The following is a 24,878-nucleotide window of genomic DNA, read 5'->3' on the forward strand; positions in this document are numbered from 1 at the left end:
TTCGCGCTCTTGAAGACAATTTATGACAAGCGAATGTGGTTATCCCGTGGCGCAAACCGGAAAATTTGCGTTCTCCATACCCGCCTGCGCGCCCAAAGTGACCATGGCCAACACATGTTCCCCGCCGGTGCCGCATTGCCCGGACAGCACCGTGCCCTCGGGCACCTCGCCTACAGACTGCATAAAGCGCGCGGTAAACCCGGTGCTGCGCACGTTGAGCGTGACTTGAATGGTGTCAAAGCCAAACAGGGTCTGGGTCAGGGGATATTGCGCCTTATACACCGCCTCTTTGGCGCAAAACAGCCGCCGCGCCATCAACGCGCGACGCGGTGTCGGCACCTCCATCAACCAGGCGCGTTCCTGCGGCAGGCAGATTTCTGCGGTCAGGTCATCATGTAGCGGCGCATCCGGTTCCACATCCACGCCGAGCGCGCGGAAGTGCCCTCCTGAGCCCACAATGGCGACACAGCTGGTGGCATCATGGGTGATCGAACCGGTCAGACCCTTGGGCCACTGCGGCGCACGGTCGGGGCGTGTCGGCACCGCTTGCTCCGGTCGTCCCAAAGACCGCATCGCCAGCCGCGCGGCTTGCCGTCCGGCGGCAAACTCGCGCCGCCGTTTGGGCACCGCGCGGGCAATGGCCGGGGCTTCTTGCGGCCAGACAACGGCCACGCCACGCGCAGGGTCGGTCACGGCCACGGCAACTTGTGGCGGGGCAATACGCTCCGCCAGAGATTTTAGGGCCACAAGGTGCTGGTTGGGTGACAGGCTCATGTCCGCGCCCTCCGACGTGCGCGCATGGCGCGGCGCTTGCTCATGGTTTCCGCGCGGCTCTGCGCTTGGTCGCTGACCTCTTCGGCGGCCTTGGCTTCCGGCGCATCCGCTGGTTTGGGCGTGCCGGTCAACTCCTGCACCCGGCCTGCCAGCGCATTCAGCGTGGGGAAGCGGAACACATCGGTGATCGACAATTTCGCCGCGCCGGACCGTGCCCGTATTTCGCGGTGGGCCTGTACCGCCAGGAGGCTGTGCCCGCCAAGGTCAAAGAAGTTGTCGGTTGCCACCACTTCGCGCACGCCAAGCACCTCGGCCCAGACATCGGCCACCAGTTTGGCAATGTCACCACCGGCGGCAACGGGCGCTGCTGGTGCCGCCGTCTCCACTTTGGGCGTGGTGATCTTGCGGGTCTCTTCGGGCCGAGGCAGCGCCTTGCGATCAACTTTTTTGTTCGGTGTCAGTGGGAACTCTTTTAGCGTGACATAGTGCTGCGGCCGCATGAAACTTGGCAGGTTCTCGCGCAACTGCGCCCGAATGTCGGCCTCCACAGGCACATCACCTCGCAGATAGGCCACCAGCCGCACGTCGCCCTCGGTATCTTCACGCGCCATGACCACCGCCTGCGCCACGCCGGGCACCTCTTCCAGCCGGGTTTCAATCTCACCCAGTTCAATGCGATAGCCGCGCAGCTTCACCTGATGATCGACACGGCCAAGGAAGTCGAGCTTGCCATCCGCACGCCATCGCACAAGGTCACCGGTTCGATACAGTCGCCCATCCCCAAACGGATTGGCAATGAACCGCTCCGCCGTCAGCTCCTCCCGCCGCCAGTACCCACGGGTCACCCCCGCGCCACCAATCAGCAACTCACCCGCCACGCCCACCGGCACCGGAGCGCCCGCGTCGTCCACCACATAGACCTGCGTGTTGGCAATGGGATCACCGATGTTGGCCACGCCCTCGCTGGCACCCGCTATCGATGTGGTCGACCAGATTGTGGTCTCAGTCGGCCCATACATGTTCTGCACGCGGGCACCGCTGGCCGCATTCAGATCGGCCACCAGACTGCCAGACAGCGCCTCGCCGCCCACCATCATCTGCTGCACACCCGAGAGCGCAAACCGCGCCTCTTCGTTGTCGGTCAAAAGCCGCGCCATCGACGGGGTGCACTGCAGGTGGCTGACCTCATGGCGGATCATCTGCGCCGCAATTGAGATATCCTCGGGGTCCAGCTCGCCGCCCTCATTGGCGCGTTTCAGCACCTCGGCCAATGGCTTCAGCCCTTCCAAAACGGTCGCGCTATCGATGCCGTAATCGATCAGACAGGCAATCTCGGTCACACCAATGCGCTTGACCTGTTCCACCCGATCCAAGGCATCCTCAACCGTGCCAAACAACCCGCTGTCCTCAAAATACCGCAGGAAGGCAAAGTCGAGGATTTCTTCGAGTTCGTCTTCGCTCAGAATGCCGAGGTCCAGCTCAAAGGCGTTGTTCACCCCTTCGGGTTTCTTGAACGCGGGAAACGCCCAGGCATAGCTTTTGATCAAGCCCGCCGCCGCGCGCAGGTAGTCTTTCATCGGCTCACGCGCGATCTCGCGCGCTTTTTCCCGGTCTTCGGCCAGGAAGCTGTGCAGCATCAACGTAACGCTAAAGTCATCCGGGTTGTGCCCCGCCTCGCGCAGCGCATCATGATACAGCGCGATCTTTGCGCCCACTTCTTCCACGCTTTGCCCCAACAGGTGCGTCAGCACGTTACAGCCATTCCGCCCCGCATCTTTCCAGGTCTCCGGGTTGCCGGCCGTGGTCACCCACAATGGCAACTCTTTGGACACCGGGCGCGGCTGCGTCATCACCGGATGCATCGAGCCGTCTTTTTTCGGGAATTCCACCTCTTCGCCGCGCCAAAGTTTGCGCAGGTCGTCCATCTGCTCAAACATCACATCGCGGTTGCGCGGCGGGGTGTTTTCGGGCCGCAACACAAAATCATCCGGCTGCCAGCCGCTGGCAATCGCCAGGCCTGCGCGGCCATTGGTGAGGTTGTCGATCACCGCCCATTCTTCTGCGATGCGCGCGGTGTGGTGCAGCGGCGACACGCAGGATCCAGCGCGCACGCCGATCTGTTTGGTCACAGCCGCCACCGCCGCGCCGGTCACCGACGGGTTGGGGTAGGGGCCGCCAAAGGCGTGGAAATGCCGCTCCGGCGTCCAGACCGCGCAGAACCCATGGGCATCGGCAAACTTCGCGCCTTCCAGCAGCAATTCGTATTTCTTTGAGCCCTGACCATCGTCGTTGCCCCAATAATAGATCGAGAAATCCATTCCGCCAGCCGTGGCTGGCAAACGGCCACCAGAAATCTGCGTGGTGGTTTCATCGCCTGACAGCACCAGCTTAAAGCCGCGCGACAGGGTCCAGAACAGTTCCAGAACCGAAATGTCAAACGACAGCGACGTGACCGCCATCCAAGTATCACCGGCCTGATGGGGCACCCGCGCGTCCATCCCGGCAAAGAAGTTGGCCACGTTTCCATGCTCGACCATCACGCCTTTGGGCGTGCCAGTGGAGCCAGATGTGTAGATCAAATAGGCGAGGTCGCCGCCGGAGACGATGGCCTCTGGATTGTCCGCCGAGGCCGTCGAGAGCCGCGCGTCGCTGTCCATCTCCAGCACTTGTGCGCTGTGGTCTGGCAAGTCGCGTGTCAGCGCCGCTTGCGTCACAATTACGGCTGCGCCACTGTCGCTGATGTAATGGGCCAAACGGTCAGCGGGGTAGGCCGGGTCCATCGGCACATAGGCCCCTCCGGCTTTCAAGATCGCCAGCGCGGCCACCACCAGATCGGGCGACCGGCGCAAACAAAGACCAACCAGCGCGCCGCGGGTCACGCCCATGTCACGCAACACATGCGCGGCGCGGTTGGCCCGCGCGTTCAGATCGGCGTAGCTGAGCACTTCATGCTCAAACACCAACGCGGGGGCGTCCGGTGTCTTGGCAACCTGCGCCTCAAACTGCGCCGCCATGGTGAAATCCGGGTCAAACGGCGCATCGGTGGCGTTCCAGCCCGTCAACACCTCGGCGCGCTCTGCCTCTGGCAGCACATTTAGATCCGCCACATTGGCCGCGGTGCCAATCTGTGTGCAGATCAGCTCCAACCGCGCAACCAAACGCGCGGCGTGTTCTGGGGATACCCGCGCCGCATCAAAATGCAGCACAGCACCCGCTGCGCCAATGGCCACGGTCATCGCCGCGCCGTCGATTGGACCAGCCAAGCCGCCAGTCGTCACCGCCAAGTCCGGCATGGTCGGTGCAGACAGCGCCGGATCGCGGGCGATCAGGTCGCTGGCAAAGCTGCCTTTGGCATCTGCCTGCGCCACACGCTCGGCCATCGCGGTATTGGCCTCGGCCACTGTGTCATGCAGCAGCTCGGCTCCCACACGCAGCGGTACCCATGGCGAAATCAGCCCGGCGGCTTGCGGATGCTCCGCGCCGCGATAGGCCACATCACAGACCTCCGGAAGGCCTGACCGCAGCGCCCAAATGGCGACCGCGGTCAGGATACTCTTGGAGGGAGTCTCGGAAATCTCAAGCGGCAACTGCCGCATATCGGCCAGATCACCTGCGCCACGGATCAGCGGCAGGGTGGCTGGCACAAATTCACCCAAACGCGCGCGCCAGAACGGCTCGGCTTTGGCAATGGGGGTCATGGTGGCGGACAGCGCCTCACTCGCGGCTTTGTCCAAAAGCGGCAGGCGTTCACCGGCACGGATCACATGGCTGGCGGTCTCTTCTTGACCTGCCCCATCGCTCAAACCGCTCAACACCACGGCTCCCCGTCCACAGGCCACGGTCACATTGTCTTCTCCAACGGCTAGAACCGCGCCCGGCTCTCCCCGGCCCGCGCTTTCGGCGACTTCGGCAGATGTCACCAGCAGCACGCGTCCGGCGGCGACCATCTTGGGCGCAAACAGCGGGTTGAAGTAATCGCCATGATCCAGCGCGCGCACGAGTGCCACCACATCCTGTGCATCGCGGCGGAAATCAATCCGACCTGCAGCCTCTGGCCGTTTGGCACGGCCAAAATAGCTGCGTTGGCTCATGTCCTGCGCCCGCGTGTTGGCGAGGTCTTCGCCCAAGGCGCGCATCACGTCCGGGAAGCTTTCAATGGCGGCGGCGTAACATTTGGTATTCAGTGTCAGCGCGGTGTCCGCCTGCCCAATGTCAAACATGCGCTGGGCAACAATCTCGCCGGTGTCCGCGCCCACTTCCATCTTGTGCCATGTGATGCCGTGGCGCGGCTCCTGAGCCAGGCGCGCCCAGACCGGTGCATTCAAGCCCGCATAACGGGGTAGTGGCCCATCGTGGAAGTTCACCGCACCTTTGGCGGGCAGCTTCAGCACGGTGTCTGACAGCATGTCCAAGTTGGCGACACTCAACAGCCAGTCAAACCGCTCCCCCAGCAGTTCACCCGCAATATCGCTGTCCGATGATATCACCCGCAGCCCGGCCTCGGTTGCCCAGTCGCGGATCTCTGGCGCGCGCGTGACCACAGCGGCCAGCGTGTTGCCAGTGTCGAGCCACAACGTGGCACATTGGATCAGCAGACTCTCGTTGCCAATCATTACGGCAGACATCGGCGCGGCGTTGGTGAAACTATCAAGGCTCATGAGGAGGCCTCCTTGCGAACAGACAAAGTGGGGATTTTGGACGGTTCGCGCTGCGTCCGAGTGAAGAGAGATTTCAGGTAGTGGCTGATCAGATCCCGCAGAAAATGATCCGGGTCCCGCTTGGGTTTGCCGCCAATCACACGGCGCAGTTTCCACAGGCAGGCACCTGTGACATGCGCCAAAGTGGCGGCAAAGGCGTACGCCCCACCGTGGTTTTTGCGGAAGTAATGCAGGCGGCTGTCAAACCAGTACTGCGGCATGCGCTGCCAGGTTTTCATGCCGGTAGACACGGACCCGATATGGGTCACAGAGCTGGGGCGCACATAATCCGTATGCCACCCCGCGCGCTGGGCACGCAGGCAGAGGTCGGTTTCCTCAAAATAGAGAAAGAAGGTCTCGTCAAAGAGGCCAATCTGTTCCAACACCTCACGCCGCATCAACATGGACGCCCCCGCCAGCCAATCCACCCGTGTGGTTTCCGCCGGGATCGGCAAGGGCACGATGTGTGTGTGCAAAGCACGGCTGATCAGCCCGACCCGCGCCGCGCCTTCCAGTTCACTTCCAATGGTATGGAAGCGAAAGGCGGTCAGGTGCGGTTCGTTATCTTCGCCGTGAATATAGCTGCCCGCGAAGCCGCAGGTGGGCATCTGCGCCATATGATCCAGCAACGCGGTGATGCTGCCCGCGTCGGGAAAGGCGTCGGAGTTTAGGATGTAGACAAAGTCAAAATCGCGCTGCACCAAGCCATGGCGGATGCCAAAGTTGTTGCCCGCGCCAAAGCCACCATTGCGACCCGACTGCACCACTTCCACGCGGCCCGCAGCCCAATCGGCCTCAGCAATGCCCGCCGTCATAGCCTCAAACGAGCCATCGCCGCTGTCATTGTCGACAATCACAATCTGCCCGTCGATGCCCGCCATCTCGCGCGCCGCCGCCTCGGCCGCTTTCAGCGTCATCTCCGGCGTGCGCCAGTTCAGGATCACGGTCAAAAGGGATGAGTCACTCATTCTGCCGCCCTCCGCGCCGCGCGTTTGGGCAGGTCTTTCTCCGCCGCCGCAATCACCTTTTTCATGCGGGTTGCCAGTACCCGCACGTTGGGTTCCAGCACCATGCTGTCATGATCGCCCGGCACCTCAAACACCTGCACATCGGGCACCCATTGGCTCCAGTCATTGTCTTGGAACACATAGGCGCGGTCGGCGTCCACCAAACGCCCGTCGCCCATGTCCCATTTGCCCACCAGCGGCGGACGGAACAGCACCAAATTGCCCTGCCAAGCGTGCATCGGGTATTGCGCCACAGCCCGCAGGAAAGCCGCCTCGATATCGGCATCATGGAACTGCTGCCCCTGCGCCTCGGCTTCGGTTTCCTCTGTCGGGCGACGCTTCTCGATCTCCCAGGCAATGCGGTTTTTGGCCCAGATCAACGGATAGGCCGCGCCTTTGGATTTGAGCTCTTGCATCTGGATGCGCATCCGGTCCTGGCGCGACAGCGGGCGACGCACAGGTAAGGGCGTATCAAGCATCGCCACCAGCGCAACCTCGTCGCCGTGCGCCTCTAGCTGTCGAGCAATCTCATACGCGGTGATGCCGCCCCCGGAGAAACCACCCAACAGGTAAGGCCCTTCAGGCTGCACCTGTTTCATCTCCGCAATGTAATCCGTGGCCGCCTCGACAAGGTCATCATGCGGCGCGGCATCGCCAAACAGGCCGCGCGCTTGCAGGCCATAGAATGGCCGATCCGCACCGATCAGATGCGCCAGATGGCGCAGGTTCAACACGTTGCCAAACATGCCCGCCACCAGGAAGAACGGCGTGCGGTGCCCGCCTTCACCCTGATGCATCGGCACCAGATGGGTGAATCGGCTTTGCGGACGCGCCTCTGACTCCGCAGGACTATCCCCAGTCGCAACCTCCCCCAGCGCCGTGTCACCTACCCGCTCCGCAATCATCGCGGCGCAGGTTTCAATGGTGGGTGCCTCAAACAGCACCGAAATCGGGAACTCAATCGCCCAGGCCTTTTTGACCATGGCAAACAGGCGCACTGCGATCAGGCTGTGCCCGCCGAGATCAAAGAAACTGTCGCGGATGCCAACCAGCTCCACGCCCAGCAAATCCTGCCAGAAGCCCGCCAACGTGCGCTGAATATCGGTTTCCGGCGCGACATAATCGGTTTCCAACTCTGGCCGCTCAAAGCTCTGGCTTGGCCCATTGTCCTCATCCGCGCCCGCCTCGGCCTGTGCAATCAAGGCTGCCAGATCCAGCGAGGAGATCACCACCTGCGACCGGTCCCCGCGCAGCGCGGCTTCAAACAGATCGGCCCCCATGTCCGGCGGAATGCCTTGAGACAGATTGTGCGCCAGTCGCTCTTCGGCGGTGGACAGCGGCGCTTGCGCCTGCGCGTCTTCGTCAAAGGTGACTTCTGCCTTGCTCAACGGTTGCGCCTTGGCAAAGCCCGCGGCGGTTTCCACCTGCCGCAACGACAGGCCTTTGACCTCAATGCTCACTGCGCCATTGGCATCGGACAGCACCACGTCAAACCGGGCGGAGCCAGCATCGCTGCTGCCCTCGACCAAGGTCACATGGCTCATCACCTCGGCGGGCAATGCGCCATGGCGAACCAGCCGGTCATAGCCCACGGGCACCCACAAATGCTCCTGCGCATAGCCGGGGATCAGGTCCATGGCCCAGCCAGTGGCGATGTCCAGCAGGCCAGGGTGCAGCTGCAAGCCGTCGCCGTCAAACTGCGCGTCCAAACTCAGCCGCGCGAGGCCCTGTTGCGCCCCAAGCGCGGTTTCGCGCAGCACTTTCCAACGCGGCCCAAAGCGCATGTGCGCTTCTTGTGGGGCGCTCAATGCCGCGCCAAAGCCGTTCTGCTGCACCGGGCAGTCCGCCTTGAGCGCGTCCAGATCCAACGCCGCCGGCGCACCGGATCGCACCGGTGCCAGCCGTGCCTCGGCGTGGGTTTGCCAGCCGGGACGGCCGTCAAAGCTCACCGCTGTTTGCACCTCAAACCGATAGCCTTCATCCGAGCGGATCAGGCGCAGGCGCATCTCCGTGCCGCTGTCGCTCACGCGCATCGGGCGCAGGAACAGCAGGTCATGTATCGCGAAGGGTGCGCTCTCGCCCTGCGCCTTCAGCGCCTCATAGGCCAAGGAAATGTATCCGGTGCCGGGCATAACCGCGTCGCCATCCAGCGTGCGGTGCTCGTCCAAAATCCAATCTTTGGCAGACAGGCTTGCGGTGAAAATCCGGTTGCCCTGTGCGTCAAATCCCGCGCCTTGCAGCAGCGGATTGTCGATCGCCTCAGTCGGCACATCGACAACATGGCCCTGCCGTGCCGCAACCGCCTCGGCGGCCATGCCAACCTCGGCCCAAAGACCCCAGTTGATCGCCCGCACGCGGGTTTTGTCGGTTTGACGCGATTGCGCGTAGGCGTTCAGATAGGCGTTGGCGGCGACATAATCGATCTGCCCTGCCGGTGCGGTGGCCGTGGAAGACGACGCAAACAGCAACAGCCAATCCAGACTGCCATCCGGGAATAGTTGCTCGAGCACCTGCGTACCGTGCAGCTTGGGCGCCAACACATCGTCGATGCCCGCCGAGGTTTTGGCCAGCAGTGGCCCGTCGTCGATCACACCGGCGGCGTGGATCACGCCGTTGATGTCGCCAAAGGCCTCGCGCGCGGCATCTATAGCCTCCGCCATTTCATCCACGTTGCACACGTCTGCCGCCAGCGGCAGCACCTTGCCGCCCAGGCTTTCCAGCCGCTCCACCGCGCGGATGCGTTGGGCCACGCGATCATGCGGCGCGTGCCCTCGCAGGTAATCGCCCCACTTCTCGCGCGCCGGCAAGCCTTCGCGGGCCAAAAGCACCACGTTGGCGCCGGCGCTTTGGATCATGCGCTCCGCCAGCGTCAGGCCAATGCCGCCAAAGCCACCGGTGATCAGATAGGTGCCGCCGTCTTTGAAAACCGGCATCTCCGCGCCGTCCATCGCCACCTTGCGATAGCCGCGCTCAAACCGTTTCTCCCCCCGCCAGGCCGCGATCTGCCCCCGGGGGGCGGCCAGAATGTCTTCGAGCAGTTTGCCCACCAACCCACCGCGCGCTTTCTTCGCGGGTGGCTCCACATCCAGCAGGGCGCAAGTCACGCCGGGCAACTCCCGCCCAATCACCTGCACCGCGCCCAGCACCGTGGATTTCTCCGGATAGGGCAGCGCCTCTTTGCGCACCTGCACTGCGCCAGAACTCACCGTGGTGATGTGCAAAGGCGTGGGGAGATTCTCGTCGCTCACCGCTTGCGCAAGGAAGAACAGGCTCATCAGCCCCTGTTCCTGATTGCGGTGGAAAAAGCTCGACCCCGGACGGTGGCTTTCATTCTCGGTCAGCAGCCACAAATGCACAACGCGATCCGGCACGCGGCCTTTGCTCATCAAGCTGTGAATCAGCGCGTCATACCCATCGCGCCCGCGTTCCGGCGCCAGTGCGTAGCTGTCCGGGCCGGTCTCGGCAAAGGCGTCGCCAGTGGTCACGGTCACCACATCCTGACCCGCGTCGCGCAGGCGGCTGGCCAGCGCCGTGCCAGTGCCGCCTTGGTCAATAAAGATCAACCAGCTGTGCTTTTCCGCGTCGCTCAGCTCGGTCTCGATATCAATCTCACATTCCGCCAACCGTGGAGTCCACACCGGCGCATAGCTCCAATCCGCTGTGTCCTCGAGCCGCATCAACAACTCGTCTTGCGCCTCAATCTGACCCTGACCCGGCTCAATGAAATAGCGGCTGCGTTGGAAGGCATAAGTCGGCAGCACCACCTTTTGGCGCGGGACGTCCCCCCAATATTGGTCAAAGTCCACATCGACCCCGCAGGCCCAAAGCTGGCCCAAGACGGTGAGGAAATAGGCATCATCGCCAATGTCATCTTCTGGGTGGCGCAGGGAGGACAGAACTTTGTCGGCCTTCACCTGTCCGTGCATTTTTACCAGCGACGACAGTGCCTTGCCCGGGCCGACCTCCAGAAACACCCGCCCGCTTTCCTGCGCGAGGGTGGTGATGCCGTCGGCAAAGAACACGGTGTTGCGCAGGTGCCCAACCCAATACTCGGGATCGGTCGCTTCGCTGTCGAGCAACGTGGCGCCCGTGCGGTTGGAAATGATCGGCAGGCGCGGCGCGTGAAGCTGAATTGTGCGCAGGTAATCCCCGAACCGTCCCAGTATCGGCTCCAACATACGCGAATGTGCGGCGATGTTGATCGGCACGCGCTGCGTTTCAGTCTCCTGATCCGCCAGCTTGGCCGCCAAAGCATCCAGCGCCTCATCCGGCCCGGACACCACGGTCAGCGCAGGCGCATTCACCGAGGCAATATCAATCTCGTCGCTCAGGTGGGTTTCCACTTCGGCCAATGGCAGCGGAATCGACAACATCCCGCCCGCCGGTACCGTGTCAAACAGCTGCCCGCGCAGCTGCACCAGCCCCAGACAATCCTCAAACGACATCACACCGGCCAAACAGGCCGCTGTGTTTTCGCCCATGGAGTGGCCCACCAGCGCGGCAGGTTTTACGCCCCAACTCATCCAAAGCTGCGCCAGCGCATATTCCACCATCATGATCAGCGGCAGTTGCAGGCTGGGTTGTTTCAGACGCTCCTCAGCCTCGGCAACAGCCTCCCCTTCGGCCAGCCACAGCGCGCGCAATTCCTCGCCGCCTTTGCCCGCCAAATGGGCAAATCCGCGCTCCATCCACTCTTCAAAGACCGGTTCGGTCTCAAACAGATCGCGCCCCATGCCCACATACTGCGCCCCGCCACCGGGGAACATGAAGACCACTTCCGGCGATTCCGCCTCAGCCGTGTGCGTGAACACCCGCCGCAGATTGCCGCTCTCCAGATAGTCCGCCGCCTGTTCATGGCTCTCCGCCACAACCACACGTCGTTTCTCAAACGCCCGCCGTCCGTTCAGCAACGTATGTGCCACATCGGCCAGCGGCTGTTCCGGATTGGCCTGCAGATGCGCCGCGAGGTTGGCCGCATTGGCGTCCAGCGCCTTGGTCGAGCGGCCCGACACCGCAATCAGTTGAAACGGCCAGTCGCTCTCTTGGCTCTCGGCCCGCACTGGCGCTTCCTCGACCACCACATGCGCATTGGTGCCGCCCACGCCAAGGCTGTTCACCCCAGCCCGTCGTGGCCCTTTGTGGCTCTCCCACGCCCGCAAGCTGGCGTTCACCGCAAACGGGCTGCTCTCAAAATCAATCGCCGGATTGGGCTTCTCAAATCCTAGGCTTGGCGGCATCTCTTTGTGGTGCAGCGCCAAAGACGTCTTGATCAAGCTCGCCGCCCCAGCTGCCGTGTCCAAATGGCCAATGTTGGTTTTCACCGAGCCAATGCGACAAAACCCGGTCTCCTCGGTGGTTTCGCGAAACGCCTCGGTCAGGGCCGCCACCTCAATTGGATCGCCCAAATATGTCCCGGTCCCGTGGCACTCGATGTAATCCACCGTGTCCGCGGGCACATCCGCAATCGCCAAAGCATCGGCGACCGCCGCCGCCTGTCCGCCCACGGATGGTGCCAGATAGCCCGCTTTCTCAGAGCCATCATTGTTGACCGCAGAGCCTTTGATGACGGCCCAGATGTGATCGCCCTCGGCAATCGCATCCTCCAGCCGCCGCAACACAACCACACCTGCGCCGGAGCCAAACACGGTCCCCTGAGCGCGATGGTCAAAGGCGTGGCACTCGCCGTCCGGGGACAGGATTTCGCCATCCTCAAACACATAGCCGCGCCCATGGGGCAACTCGAGGGTCACCCCCCCAGCCAGCGCCATGTCGCATTCGCCGTTCAGGATCGACTGCGCGGCATAATGCACCGCCACCAGCGACGTCGAGCAGGCGGTCTGCAATCCAAGGCTTGGCCCATTCAAATCCAGAATGTGGCTCAGCCGCGTGGTCATGAAATCCTTGTCGTTGCCCGTATGGCGCAACAAGAACATGCCGGTGCTGTCCACCAGATCGCGGTTGGAGCAGATGTTGAAATAGAAATAGCTGCCCATTCCGCAGCCGCCAAACACCCCAATAGGACCGCCGAAGTTCTCCGGCATATGGCCCGCGTTTTCGAGTGCCTCCCAGCTCACCTCTAGAAACTGGCGGTGCTGCGGGTCCATGATCGCGGCCTCTTTTGGCGACAGCCCAAAAAACTCCGCGTCAAAATCGGCAAAGCCGTCCACTGTGGCGGCGGCGGGCACATAGTTGCGATGCGCCATCTTGGCCCGGCTCTCGCCATTGGCCAGAAGCTCGTCTTCACTCAGCTTGCGGATGGAACGGATGCCGTTGCGCAGGTTGTGCCAATACTGATCAATCCCGCCCGCGCCGGGCAGGTGGGCCGCCATGCCCACAATTGCAATATCCGTCTCTGCGACCGGTTGGTCCGTCGGGCTTGTCACCACATCCACCTGCTATTCCATTACGCCTTCGTCGGTCCCCTTCTGATAGGGGGACTCTTACACTTGGCTTAAAGATAGAATCCCATCGGACCAGTAGGAAGGTGAAATCAGGGCAAATTGAGGGCAGAAAGCTTAACAATCGCGCTCTGATATAGCCAAAAGGCAAGGCCGCCTATGCCAATGCCCACGGTCCAAAACACCGCATCATGGCGCGCATCCCAGGCATCATGTGCCCGCGCCAGACAGACCACCGCCGGATAGGCCAGCACCATCGCCAATCCCTGTCCCAGCAAGGCACCGGTGAGGCCATACTGGCTTGCTCCGATCATCAGGCCCACCATCATGAGCGCCGCCCGTGTCGCGGCCAACAGGAAGAAACCACGGCTGTCCCCGGCGGCCAAAGCGGCCTGGTCGTAGGTCAGGGCAATCACCTGCGGGATTTGCATCACCGCCAAAAGCACCACCACCCCCCCGGCCAGCGCATAGCGCGGATCATAGAGCGCGGCGACCAGCCAGACGCCGATCAAGGCAAACAGCGTCAAAAGTCCCATCAACCCGCCGCTCAAGAGCATGCGCATCTTGTGCAATTTGGCGCGGTTCTCGGCGCTCTCGCTTGGGGGCTTTTCGCGGTAGATCGGGATCATGATCCGCCGCATCAACATCCCGCCCAGCAACAGCGGGAAGGATGCCAGGAAGTAGCCGATGTTGTAGACCCCTAGCGCGCCAAGGCTGAGGTGTTTGCCCAGCACAATTTTGTCACCTTGAGACAGCAGAAAACCGGCGGCGGTGGAGAGGAAAATCCACTTGCCAAAGTGGATTAGTTCTCCGGCGGCGGGCTTGTCCCAGCGCGGCTTATTGATCGCGCCGGGCAGGAAAATATAGTAGAAAATCAACTGCATGACCGTGGTGGTCACCGCATTGGCCACCAAGGCCCAGACCGATCCCGTGGCCCAGGCAATGGCCACGCCGACCACCAGTCCTATCACTTGCGCTGACAGGTCGATCATCGTGATCCGCCCCAGCGCAAGGTGCCGGTTGGCGCTGTCTTTTTTGGTGGGGAACAACCCCATGATCAACAGGGTCAGGCCGACCACCGGTAGAATCTCGGCCAGCTCCGGCGCGTCATAAAACGCCGCCGCTGGCACAGCCAAGGCCCAGGTCAGGATCAGCAGGAACACGCCGCGCAACACCTGGATGGTCCAGGCGGTGTCGAGGAAGGCGCGATCCTCGCCGCGTTTGCTTTGCAGGATCGACTGGGTCACGCCCATGTCCGACAGGTTGGACAGCCCCTGCAAGAAGACCCAAACAAGGCTCATCAGGCCAAAAGCTTCTGGAAAGAGCAGGCGAGTGAGGATCAGGTTGGAGGCCAGTCGCAGCGCTTGAGACCCGCCATACCCAAGGATGGTCCAGCCGCCACTGCGAATGGCGCGTGCGGCAAGCGAATTGCCCTGCGTGAGGCTTTTGAGGCGGCTCATCTTCCGCGCTCCCAGGCACTGGATTTCTGGGGCGAAAACTTCACCACAATCGAGACCGCCGCATAAACTGCAAAGCCCAACGTATCGCGCACCATCATGGTTAGTTTTGTGCCTAAACTGAGGGTGAATTTATCGTCGTTTTGCAGCAGGTCCGGGAACCGTGCCTTAATTTCGTCTACACCTGCGTTTTGGCGTCGCCGAACTTTGACCAAGGCGGCGAATCCCTCAACCAGCGGCCAGTCATAACCCGCTTCGGTGCCGATCCGTTCTTCTGGCGTGAAGTTCAGCCGCACAAAGGTGTCGTCCGAAATGATACCGGGAAACTCATCCCAGCGCGCGCGACCGGCGGCGTTCACCGCAAACAAGCCAGCCCCCGGCACGCCGTGAGTGATGAAAGGCACTTTGCTGTAGGTGCGTGCATAGGCCCGCGTAGCCCATGTCTTGGCGCGCGGCAGTCGCAACTTGCCGCTGGCATATCGTGGCGCATCTGTGTTCAGCGCTTCGGCAATTTGTCCCATCAGAGCTGGGTCGACCCGAACATCGGCATCCAGATAGGCGCGGGTGCCAAAATTGGCAGCGTCATCGGCGGCATTGAGCGCGCCCATTTTGCCCAAAGCGGGCAGGTCCAGAACCGTGAGGCTCCAGCCTTTGTCTTTAGCTTGTGTACGGAAGCCCTCGGCAATCTGCACCGTGTCGTCCTCACAGCCATTGGCCGCCACCACAATCTGCGCCACCGCTGGCCCGTCAGAGGCCAAAACGGCTTCCAAACAAGGGCCGATATGGGCGGCCTCATTGTTGGCCGGAATGAGAATGCTCAACACGGAAATGGCTCGCCTCTGACGTCACGTTTGGCGCAACCTATCAGATCGGCTAGGGTCGGGGCAGGGGGATTTCCCTTTCACATCAACCCTGTGTCACAAAAGCCCGCTCAGCGGCAGCACCAGCGCAGGGGCGTCTTCAAAGGCCACGGCCTCCATCTCGGTCAAAAGATAGCTGCGACCGTCCGCAATGGCCCGCACCTGCGCGCCCTCGCGGCTGAATTCATACTCGCTCTGTGTCCCCGGCAAGATCGCCCGATCGGTACCCGGCCCACCATGCAGCAGATCGCCCGGACCCCGCGCCACCAGCACATCGTTGCCGCCCATGCCCAACAGCACATCGCGTTTGCCGGTGCCTTCCAGCCGGTTGGTTTCGTCGTCACCAAGGTAAATTCCGCCGTGCAGGAAAGTATCTTCGGCGCGGTCCTCACTCCAATGTGGGCCGGTGAGGTTATACTCCATCAGCACGTCATGCCGGGGCGTCTTGTCCCCTAAATACCGCAGATGCCCCCAGCTGCCCCATTTGCTCGGCTTGCCCACATCGGTAAATGCATTGAAGCTCTGCCCGCCCAAACTGCGCCAGCTTGCCAGCAGCTCTTCATACATCGCGCCCATCTCGGCGCTGGTGCTGAACTCCATGAAAAACGCCGTCAGCGCCGCGTCATTTGCCTCAACACCCACACCCACCGCATGGTTGCCGCCTTCATACATCACCAGTTTCAGACCATTCTTGCGCGCCACATCGCGGTGATACGGCAGCAGCTTCCCGGTCAGTTCCTTCAACTCCCCCTTGCGCAGCCACGCCGCCGCCTGCGCCGCCACGCCGTCATGCGCGTGGTCCTCTACATAAGCCGTTAGCGCCGCCCGTTGCAGCCCTTCTGCCGCCCCCGCAGCCTCGGCCTTTTTGCGCGCGTCCGCCAGCCAGCCGTGCAGCTCTTGCGCGCCTTCATCTTCCAGCCCCAACGTCACGCCAAAATAGCCTGTCACACCGTAAGCCTCAAACAAGCTCACCGGCGCCGGATTGCCCTCCGCCTGCCACAGCGGCGCCTGCAGAAGTCCCTCTTCAAAGCCGGGCCAGTTGGTGTGTGTCGCAATCACACGCGTCAACCGCCCTTCGGCCGCCTCGCCATAAACCTCGCCCCAAATGCGCGCCATCTCTGCGGCGCGCATGCCGGCAAACTGCATCTGCACGTCCTGGCCTTTACCCCAACGCGCTTCGCCCTCTTTCAAGGCCCATTGCGCCTGCTCAAAGCCCCAGTTCCACATCTCGTTGGAGTATTCGACATGGGCGTTGAGCGCGGCATCCAGATGGTCGTGCACATAGCTGGCAAAAGCGGTCAGGTAGCCCTCATCCGCCAGATGCGGCATGGTGAACCACGGGTCCGCGCCAATCTCATTGGCCAGCCGCACCATCACCTCCACCGGCACCCCGCGCCAGCCATAGGTGAAGTCACTCTGCAAAGGCCGCCCGTCCCAGCTGGACTGGGTAGAGCCATTCGTCTTCATCCAATCCATAAATCGCACAAGGCGCAGGTCATCGACCACGTTGAGCCAGGCCGGGTTGAACACCGCCCCGGCCTCCGCCAGCATAATGTAGGGCTGCGCCATCACCTGAATGTCGCGCACATAATCGCCGGTCATATCCGGGTCCGGTTGGCGGATCTTGATGCCCACCGGTCCTTCGCCGGGCGTGAAGTCAAACCAGATCTCCCCTGGAACCTTGGAGGTCACCCGTGCCCGCCCAGTGAGCTCAATCTCCCCCACGCCTTGCCACGTCACCCGATAGCGCCCGGCGAGACCGCTGGCCTCTTCCGGCAGGTCGGTCAGGATAAGCGCCTCAACCGACTCGATGTCCTCCGGCACGCCCCAGACCCAGCCATCCTCGTCCAGCAAGCCGCGCGCATCCAACTCTTCGAAGCTCACGCCGCCCCATTGGCCGGGCAGATGCCCCACCCAAGGCCGTGCAGTTTTCATCACATCGATAAACGGCCGCTGCGTGGACCAATCGCTGATCCCGCTCAACCCCATGGCCAGCGCCGGATCGGCCAATCCAAGCCCGGCTAGCTGCGGCGCATCTCCCTCTGGCGTGCGAAAGGGCACACCGGACGGCACCTCCCGGGCCGCCGCTTGCTGCAAAGGTTTCAACACCAGCCGGTGAATTTCATCGCGCACCGCTTCCCAATAGGTGAGCACATCCGCATGGATGCTCTCCGGAATATCCAGCACCAAGGGCAGCTCCGCCTCATAGAGACCCACATAAGTGATCGCGGCGGCCAGGAAATAGGTGGTTGGCGTGCCATGGGGCGCGTCGTCGGTGTAAAACACTTCCGCGTCCAACCCATCCAGCACGCCGCCTTCAATCAGCTCCGCCAAGGTGCTCGCCACCGGGATCAGGTCAATCTCCGCATCCGGCCGGGCCTCGCGCAGCGCGTCGACATAGTCCTCAAACCACTCATGGTAATCGCCGCTATTGAACCGCTGATACTTGCGCATCTGCCGCGCACTGGGCGGGAACTTTTTGACCTGACCGCCCATGTCAGCCCAGCCTTCATAGATCGCAATCCGTATCGGTCCCACGGCACTCTGCATGGTGTCGATCACCTCCAGCGTGGCCGACAGCGGCGAAGCATTGTCCGGGTTGTCGCCATGGAAGGCTTTGTCGGCGTCTTGATACTGAATGAAGTTCGCCGGGGTGATCACAATCGTATCCCAGTCCACGTCGGCAAAGTTGCGATAGTCCCGCGTCCAGCCACGTTCTACATCGCCAAATCGCCATCCGGCGCTGGGTGTTTCACTCTTTGCAAAATCGCGCAGAAAGCCCCATTGCCCGTCCAGTTTTAATTCCGTGCCTGCCGCCACTGCCATTTGGCTTAACCAATGTGGCACAGCGGTTTCATCGGTGTCGGTCAGGTGATGCACCAGGCTGTTGCCAAACACATAAACCGTCTGCGGGGCAGGGGGCTCTGTGGTTTGGGCTGTGTCCTGCGCCGTGGCAATCTGCGCCGTCACCAAAAGGGAGACCGCCGCAACCGCCGCCCCAAGTCTCTGTTTCAAGGTCTTTGTGAACACGCGCCGCGTCCTCCTGGCCTGTTGTTGGGTCCAATATGGGCGATTTAGGGGGCTGTTCAAAGGGGATTGCTCGGGAATAGGGACCTAGGGTTAGGGTTGAACGAACTACGTAGTCTTACCACCTTGCCCGTGGCCCCACCCAAAAGGCACTGTTGGTGTCAGATCAGGCAGTTTGGGAGGCATCCATGATCGGCACAGCTCTACCGCAGGACCGGGGGTTTGACACCAACCGCTTGGCGCAGCTGTCGGGCTGGATGGATCGATTGGTCACGGATCGCAAATATGCCGGCTGCGGCGCTTTGATTGCGCGCGACGGCGACGTGGTGTTTGACCACGCCACCGGTCTGCGCAGCATCGCCTCCGGTGCGCCATTTGAGCGGGACACCGTGGCGCGGATTTATTCCATGACCAAACCAGTCACCACAGTTGCACTGATGATGCTGGTGGAGCGCGGCCTTGTGCATCTGGATGCGCCGGTGTCCAATTTCATTCCCGCCTTCAAAGACTGTCACGCGCTGGTGCCCGGCGCGTCGACGATGGATCAGGTGGAGCCCTGCGCCACGCCCACGTTGCATCAGTTGGCGACACACACCAGCGGTCTGAGCTACCCGTTTAATCCCGGCCTGTTGGCCAATCAGATGGACGCGCAGGACCTGATGTTCAAAGCCAACCAGGGCGCACTGGCCGATATGGCGGATCAGGTGGCGGCCCTGACATTGGCGTTTCAGCCCGGCACGCGCTGGGAGTATTCCGTCAGCATCGACATTCTGGGCCGCGTGATCGAAGTCATCACTGGGCAAAGCCTTGCCGAGTTTTTGCAAAGTGAAGTTCTCGACCCGCTGGGCATGTCGGAAACTGGATTCTCGGTCATTCCCGGCACAGAGGAGCGGTTTGCCGATCTCTACACGCCGCTTGAGGGCGACGCGATGGCGCTTAATCAGGCGAAGATCGGCGCGGACACCCTGCGCCTTGTGGACACAACCGACGGCTCGCCCTTCCTCAACGCTTCCATGCACTCTGGCGGCGGCGGTTTGGTTGGCACCATGGACGATTACCTGCGCTTTGCCGAAATGCTGCGCCGGGGTGGCGCGCTGGGCGACGTGCGTCTGCTGTCCCCGCGCACCGTGCGCTTCATGACCTCCAATCACCTGCCCGGCGACATCGCCTCCATGGGGCCGATGAGTTTTGCAGAACAGCCGATGGACGGCATGGGCTTTGGTCTCGGCGGGGCCATCGTGCTTGACCCGGCCCGCGCCCGCTGTCCGGGCAGTGTTGGCGACTTCAGCTGGGGCGGCATGGCCTCGACTTTCTTCTGGATTGATCCGGTTGAAAAGTTGTCGGTGGTGTTCTTCACACAGCTCTCGCCGTCGAGTTCTTATCCGACCAGGCCACAGCTCAAAGCTTTGGTACATGCGGCTCTGACGGACTAAAGGTTAACGGCGGGCGAGTGCCAAAATATGCACCTCCGCAAAACAGACGTGATACCGACGTAATACCGACGTGGATTTTGGCGGGTTAACGGGCGCTTCTCAGCACCACCCGCGCCACCAGATTGAGCGCCAGAAAGAGCACCGCCGCCGCGCAGACAATCGACGGTCCGGCAGGGGTGTCCATCTGATAAGACAATCCCAATCCGCCCACTGCCGCCAGCGCCCCAATGCCCGCCGCGCCAAAAGCCATCGCCTCTGGGGAGCGTGCCAACGCGCGCGCCGCAGCCGCCGGAATGATCAGCATCGCCACAATCAACAACGCGCCGACAACCTTGATCGCGACAGCCACCACAATGGCGAGGCCGAGCGTCATAAGTTGTTGTTCTCGCTTAGGATTGATCCCGCTTGCATAGGCCAGTCCACGGTTCACAGTCGAGGTCAAAAGCGCCTGCCAGCGCCAGGCCATCAGCCCGATTACAATAGCCGCGCCGATCCAGATCACCAGCAGGTCAACCTTGCTCACTGCGAGGATGTCGCCGAACAGATAGGAGTTCAGATCCAGCCGAATACCCCGCAAAAACGACACCGCCACTAGGCCAAACGCCAGCGCAGAATGCGCCAAAACGCCCAGAATCGTGTCCACGCCATAGCCTTTTTCCGACAGGTTGGACACGGTCAACGCCATCGCCAAAGCCACCCCAAGCGCCCCGATGAAAACCGATACACCAAACCCCAAAGACAGCGCCACCCCAAGGATCGCCGCATGCGCCGTCGCGTCGCCAAAATAGGCCATGCGGCGCCACACAACAAAGCAGCCCAAGGGGGCAGCCGCCAAGGCGACGCCCACGCCTGCAAAGAGCGCGCGGATCAGGAAGTCGTCAAACATATCAATAGGATCCGTGGTCGTGCCCGCAATCATGCGCATCGTCATGATCGTGGTGATGGTGGTGGTCATGCTCGTGCCGATAGAGCGCGAGCGCGCCATGGGTGCCGGTGCCAAAAAGCGCGCGATATTCTGGTGCCGAGGCGACAATTTCCGGCGTGCCGTGACAGCACACATGGCCATTCAGACAGACCACACGGTCCGACGCGCTCATCACCACATGCAGCTCGTGACTGACCATGAGCACCGCCGCCCCGGTGTCTTGGCGCACTTGCTCGATTTGGGTGTAAAGATCCGCTGACCCCGGTTGGTCCAAGCCAGTGGTCGGCTCATCCAGAATGAGCAGGTCCGGCTTGTCCATCAACGCTCGCGCCAACAGCACACGCTGAAACTGCCCGCCGGACAGGCCAGCCATCGGACGATCCTGCAACCCATCCGCGCCAACCTGTTGCAGCGCCGCTTGAATGTCCGCCGCACTGCGCCGCTTGGGCAGAGACAAAAAACGCGCCGCCGTAAGTGGCATGGTCGCATCAATGGCAAGTTTCTGCGGCACATAGCCAATCCGCATGCCTGCGGCTTTCAGAATGGTGCCGCTGTCCGGTTTCAGGGCCCCGATGATACAGCGCAGCAAGGTCGACTTGCCGCTGCCGTTGGGCCCCACAATGGTGACAATCTCACCCTTGTCTATTGTCAGCGCAACGTTGGCCAAGGCCTGATGGTTGCCCTGTTGCACCGACAAGCCGTTGACAGTCACCAGCCTCATACGGCGGTCTCCGTGTCGCGACAGGTCGGGCACATTCCCTCAGCCTCAACAATGGTGTTTTCGATCTTAAATCCAATTTTTTCAGCCACTTCGCCGAGTGTGGACTGCAAAGGTGCTGCGGTTTCAGCTACAGTTTCACATTCGCGGCAGATCAAGAAAACCGGGGTGTGAGAGTCTCCCGGATGGGCACAGGCGATGTAGGCGTTGAGCTTTTGGATTTTGTGGGCAAAGCCATTGGCCACCAGGAAATCCAGCGCGCGGTAGACCACCGGTGGCTGCGCGGCGAAGCCTTCATCTGACAACATGCCAAGGATGTCATAGGCTCCCATAGCGCGATGTTCCTGCAGCAGGATTTCCAGCACACGCCGCCGGCCTTTGGTGAGCCGCAGCCCTTGCGCTTCGCAGGCGTCCTCGGCGGCTTTCATACCACCGCCGACACAGGCTGCGTGATCGTGCTGTCCAAAGCCCACTGTTTGCATGTCGCCTCTCCACTCAAAAGGATGACTTGATATAGTATAACATTTGCACTAGAGCCAGCGCAAATATTCAAACCAGAGGATACCCTCATGCGAATCATCAGCGCGGCCCTCGCGGCCTCTCTTGTAGCATTTTCCGCGCAGGCCGATGCCCCAAAGGTGGTGACAGATATTGCGCCGATTCAAGCGCTTGTTGCCAAGGTGATGGACGGGGTCGGCACCTCCAAGCAGCTTCTTCCTGCCAATGTCTCACCGCATGACTACGCCATGCGCCCATCCGAGGCTCGCGCGCTGCAAAACGCCGAGCTGGTGATTTGGGTTGGGGCCGAACTGACCCCAATGCTGGAGGATTCGATTGAGTCTTTGGCGAGTGAGGCTGCGACGCTGGAACTGCTGCATCTGAATGGCACGCGCGAATTGGAGTTCCGGGAAAGCGAGACCTTTATCGAGATGTCTCTGGGTGGCAAAGATCCTCACAATCACGGTGATGATCACCACGACGAGCATGAAGAACATACAGATCATGGCGACCACGACGACCACGACGAGCATGATGATCACGATAAGCATAATGACCATGCTCATGAGGATCACGCTGATGAGGATCACGACGATCATGAAAAGCATGAAGATGAAGAACATGCGGAGCACAAAGAAGGTCACGACGATCATCACGATGAACACGACGCACATGGTTCCCATGACGGTCACAGCCACGAGGGTGTCGACCCACACGCCTGGCTTGATCCTGAAAACGCCCGTTTCTGGGCCAGCGCAATTGCCTTGAAGCTTTCTGAAATCGACCCGGGCAACGCGGCGGCCTATCGCGCCAACGCCGCGGATCTGGATGCGGAACTGGCCGCTCTCACGACATCGATTTCAGAACAACTGGCGCCGCTTCAGGGCAAAGGCTTTGTGGTGTTTCACGATGCCTACCAGTATTTCGAAACCCGGTTTGACCTCGCGGCGTCCGGTGCTTTCTTGAACGGCGATGGCGCATCGCCAAGTGCAGCGCGTTTGGCGTCCATCCGAGATGTGCTGACCGACAACAACATCACCTGTGTCTTCACAGAGCCGCAGTTCAATGACGACATCGTGAAAGCGATCAGCGAAGGTCTCGATCTGCATTCTGAGGAGTTGGACCCAACCGGCGCCAAGCAGGACGCACCAAATTATGTGGACCTGATCCAGACTTTGGCCAACCAGTTTGAGGCCTGCCTGTCGCACTAAGGCGTCAGGTCCAATGCAACGCTGCGGGGCGGATCTCAAACGAGATGTGGTGCGCCCCGCCTTCTAGCCCATCCACTGTGTGGTTCGCCAAGGCACGCCAATAAGGCTGGATGGTTACCGCGTCGTCTTGCAGGATTTTTTCGCCCTGCGCGACCAACGCGCGGCGTTTGTCGATGTCCACGGTGCCCAAGGCCTCGTCTAGGATGGCGTCAAACGCGGGGTTTGAATAGCCAAACTCGTTCCACGCCTCGCCGCTGCGATAGGCCAGAGCCCAGATTTGCACGCCAAGAGGGCGGTGGTTCCAGTCCGTGGCGCTAAACGGGAAGCTGTCCCAGTTGTCCCAATAGGTGTTGCCGGGCACGACACGGGTTTTGGCTTTGAAACCAGCGTCCCGCAGTTGTGCCACCACGGCGTCGGTGGTGTTTTTGCGCCAGGCGTCGTCGATGGTGTGAATTTCCATCTCGAAATCCTCGGCGCCCACCTCTTTTAACAATGCCCTTGCGCCTTCGGGGTCGTATTCCGGCACACCAATGTCGGCGTATTCCGGATGGGCTGGTCCAATGTGGTGGTTTTGCGCCACCTCGCCACGTCCATCGTTGCCCAGTTCCAGCAAAATGCCATTGTCCACGGCTTTCATAATCGCTTGGCGAACCCGCGCGTCCGCGTAGGGTTTGATGCCGCCTACCTCGGCTGTCTGATTGGGGCGGACTACAACCGTGGCCATGGAAATCACATCGTGTTTGGTCCAGCCGCCAAAGCTGCCAATCAGATCGGCGTATTCGCCATCAACGGAGTAGGTCATATCGATGTCCCCGTCCTGCGCCGCGCGGGCCCAGGCGGCAGGGTCGGTGCCAAAATCAAGAAACTCGATCCGGTCCAGCCAAGCGCCATTGCCCGCGTTCCACCAGCTATGATTGGCATTGCGCACAAGCACGCCTTTTTCACCAGGGAGCAAACTCTCGGGCAGGTAAGGTCCTGTGCCAATGGGGTTTTCCAACATCTTCGCCGCATCAAATCCGTCCGGCACAATCGCGGCAGGGTAATCCGCCATGCCGGGGATCAGGGAGATGTCAGGTTTGGGCAGGTTGAGCCGTACCGTGTGGTCATCGACAACCTCTATGGCGCCTTCCAGCGCTTGGTTGGTGTTTGGATCAATCAGTGTGGCAAAGCGCCCGGCCATGGAGTTGCCAGCCATGTCGCGGTCACACCAGCAGTGGATGTTGCGGGCCACATCCTCTGCGGTGAAGGCGGTGCCGTTGTTCCATGTCACGCCTTTGCGCACAAAGAGCGTGTAGGTTTTGGCATCGTCAGAAATCTCCCAGCTTTCTAATAGCGCGGGCTTGAACGTGCCGTCGCTTTCATAAGTGATCAGCGTTTCAAGCCAGCCACGTGTGAAATTGGCGATCTGTGGCCAGTCAAACAGGCGCGGATCTTTCAGCGCGCGCACCTCTTGCTGAATGCGGACCGTACCGCCTTGTTTTGGCGCGGTTTGCGCGGCCGCGGGCGTGGACAAGCCCAACATTCCATACGCGGTGGCGGAGGTGGCCCCAAACGCGCTCGCCAGGGCCAGGAACTCCCGCCGGTCCACGCCGCGTCGTCGCACCCTGTCCGCGTGGTGCAGAAGGTGGGAGGGTAGCGGCTGTCCGTTGCGTTTGGTAAAAGTCATGGCGTCCTCTTGAGCAGGCGGAGGTCGAGGTGGCGTGTATCTATTCTTCACTGTGTGTGTTGCAGGGGCAAGACATAAGCCTGTGATCTGACAGGTGTTTCCGGCAAGACTCAGCGTAGGATGTTTTTCTTAAGGGCTGTTTAGCCGTGCCTGCGCGCTGTGGTATGCACAGTTCAAACAAACCTTGAGGCCAGTTCGTTGCGCATT

The 24,878-nt window shown here is 61.5% G+C and carries 13 protein-coding genes; 2 read left to right on the plus strand and 11 right to left on the minus strand.

Annotated features, from left to right (window positions below):
- Positions 1-39: 39 nt before the first annotated feature.
- The 7 genes from MK208_RS08600 to MK208_RS08630 form a co-directional block, all read right to left on the minus strand.
- Positions 40-774 (minus strand): 4'-phosphopantetheinyl transferase superfamily protein, encoded by a 735-nt coding sequence (locus MK208_RS08600; protein WP_294115943.1) that lies wholly within the window; start codon positions 772-774, stop codon positions 40-42.
- Positions 771-5,432 (minus strand): MupA/Atu3671 family FMN-dependent luciferase-like monooxygenase, encoded by a 4,662-nt coding sequence (locus MK208_RS08605; RefSeq protein ID WP_294115945.1) that lies wholly within the window; start codon positions 5,430-5,432, stop codon positions 771-773. Before MK208_RS08605 ends, MK208_RS08600 begins: the two co-directional genes overlap by 4 nt.
- Positions 5,429-6,439 carry a glycosyltransferase family 2 protein gene (locus MK208_RS08610; RefSeq protein WP_294115947.1) on the minus strand — a complete coding sequence of 337 codons (1,011 nt, stop codon included), beginning with the start codon at positions 6,437-6,439 and terminating at the stop codon, positions 5,429-5,431. The genes MK208_RS08605 and MK208_RS08610 overlap by 4 nt, the downstream gene beginning before the upstream one ends.
- Positions 6,436-12,861, minus strand: coding sequence for a type I polyketide synthase (locus MK208_RS08615; RefSeq protein WP_294115949.1), 6,426 nt, complete (start codon positions 12,859-12,861; stop codon positions 6,436-6,438). The genes MK208_RS08610 and MK208_RS08615 overlap by 4 nt, the downstream gene beginning before the upstream one ends.
- Positions 12,862-12,968: 107 nt before the next feature.
- The gene (locus MK208_RS08620) at positions 12,969-14,336 is read right to left on the minus strand and encodes an oligosaccharide flippase family protein (protein WP_294115951.1); all 1,368 of its coding nucleotides are present in this window, start codon (positions 14,334-14,336) and stop codon (positions 12,969-12,971) included.
- On the minus strand, positions 14,333-15,157 hold the full coding sequence (locus MK208_RS08625) for a glycosyltransferase family 2 protein (RefSeq protein ID WP_366010733.1): 825 nt from the start codon (positions 15,155-15,157) through the stop codon (positions 14,333-14,335). The genes MK208_RS08620 and MK208_RS08625 overlap by 4 nt, the downstream gene beginning before the upstream one ends.
- Before the next feature lie 93 nt (positions 15,158-15,250).
- A complete protein-coding gene (locus tag MK208_RS08630; protein ID WP_294115952.1) occupies positions 15,251-18,223 on the minus strand; it encodes a calcium-binding protein in 2,973 nt (990 codons plus the stop codon).
- A gap of 254 nt (positions 18,224-18,477) precedes the next feature.
- Between MK208_RS08630 and MK208_RS08635 the strand changes: the two genes are divergently transcribed.
- Complete coding sequence (locus MK208_RS08635) at positions 18,478-19,653, plus strand: serine hydrolase domain-containing protein (protein WP_294116252.1); 1,176 nt, start codon at positions 18,478-18,480, stop codon at positions 19,651-19,653.
- 85 nt (positions 19,654-19,738) lie between these two features.
- Here the strand turns inward: MK208_RS08635 and MK208_RS08640 are convergent, their stop codons facing one another.
- From MK208_RS08640 to MK208_RS08650, 3 genes are read right to left on the minus strand one after another with little or no spacing between them, the layout of a single operon-like run.
- A complete protein-coding gene (locus MK208_RS08640; protein WP_294116254.1) occupies positions 19,739-20,539 on the minus strand; it encodes a metal ABC transporter permease in 801 nt (266 codons plus the stop codon).
- 1 nt (position 20,540) lies between these two features.
- The gene (locus tag MK208_RS08645) at positions 20,541-21,299 is read right to left on the minus strand and encodes a metal ABC transporter ATP-binding protein (protein ID WP_294115953.1); all 759 of its coding nucleotides are present in this window, start codon (positions 21,297-21,299) and stop codon (positions 20,541-20,543) included.
- On the minus strand, positions 21,296-21,778 hold the full coding sequence (locus MK208_RS08650) for a transcriptional repressor (protein WP_294115954.1): 483 nt from the start codon (positions 21,776-21,778) through the stop codon (positions 21,296-21,298). Before MK208_RS08650 ends, MK208_RS08645 begins: the two co-directional genes overlap by 4 nt.
- An 87-nt stretch (positions 21,779-21,865) precedes the next feature.
- On the opposite strand from MK208_RS08650, the gene MK208_RS08655 reads away from it, so the two are divergent.
- On the plus strand, positions 21,866-23,005 hold the full coding sequence (locus tag MK208_RS08655; RefSeq protein ID WP_294115955.1) for a zinc ABC transporter substrate-binding protein: 1,140 nt from the start codon (positions 21,866-21,868) through the stop codon (positions 23,003-23,005).
- A 4-nt stretch (positions 23,006-23,009) separates the two neighbouring features.
- On the opposite strand, the gene MK208_RS08660 is transcribed toward MK208_RS08655, so the two are convergent.
- Positions 23,010-24,671, minus strand: coding sequence for an ABC transporter substrate-binding protein (locus MK208_RS08660; protein WP_294115956.1), 1,662 nt, complete (start codon positions 24,669-24,671; stop codon positions 23,010-23,012).
- Positions 24,672-24,878 lie beyond the last annotated feature (207 nt).

It is taken from the genome of Shimia sp. (assembly GCF_022448905.1).
In the GTDB taxonomy this organism is placed as follows: Bacteria; Pseudomonadota; Alphaproteobacteria; order Rhodobacterales; family Rhodobacteraceae; genus Shimia.

Bases quoted from the DNA above. Each gene is read 5' to 3' on its own strand.
- MK208_RS08635 (WP_294116252.1), top strand. From the start codon at position 18,478: ATGGATCGATTGGTCACGGATCGCAAATATGCCGGCTGCGGCGCTTTG.
- MK208_RS08640 (WP_294116254.1), bottom strand. From the start codon at position 20,539: ATGTTTGACGACTTCCTGATCCGCGCGCTCTTTGCAGGCGTGGGCGTC.
- MK208_RS08605 (WP_294115945.1), bottom strand. From the start codon at position 5,432: ATGAGCCTTGATAGTTTCACCAACGCCGCGCCGATGTCTGCCGTAATG.
- MK208_RS08620 (WP_294115951.1), bottom strand. From the start codon at position 14,336: ATGAGCCGCCTCAAAAGCCTCACGCAGGGCAATTCGCTTGCCGCACGC.
- MK208_RS08660 (WP_294115956.1), bottom strand. From the start codon at position 24,671: ATGACTTTTACCAAACGCAACGGACAGCCGCTACCCTCCCACCTTCTG.
- MK208_RS08650 (WP_294115954.1), bottom strand. From the start codon at position 21,778: ATGCAAACAGTGGGCTTTGGACAGCACGATCACGCAGCCTGTGTCGGC.
- MK208_RS08655 (WP_294115955.1), top strand. From the start codon at position 21,866: ATGCGAATCATCAGCGCGGCCCTCGCGGCCTCTCTTGTAGCATTTTCC.
- MK208_RS08600 (WP_294115943.1), bottom strand. From the start codon at position 774: ATGAGCCTGTCACCCAACCAGCACCTTGTGGCCCTAAAATCTCTGGCG.
- MK208_RS08645 (WP_294115953.1), bottom strand. From the start codon at position 21,299: ATGAGGCTGGTGACTGTCAACGGCTTGTCGGTGCAACAGGGCAACCAT.
- MK208_RS08610 (WP_294115947.1), bottom strand. From the start codon at position 6,439: ATGAGTGACTCATCCCTTTTGACCGTGATCCTGAACTGGCGCACGCCG.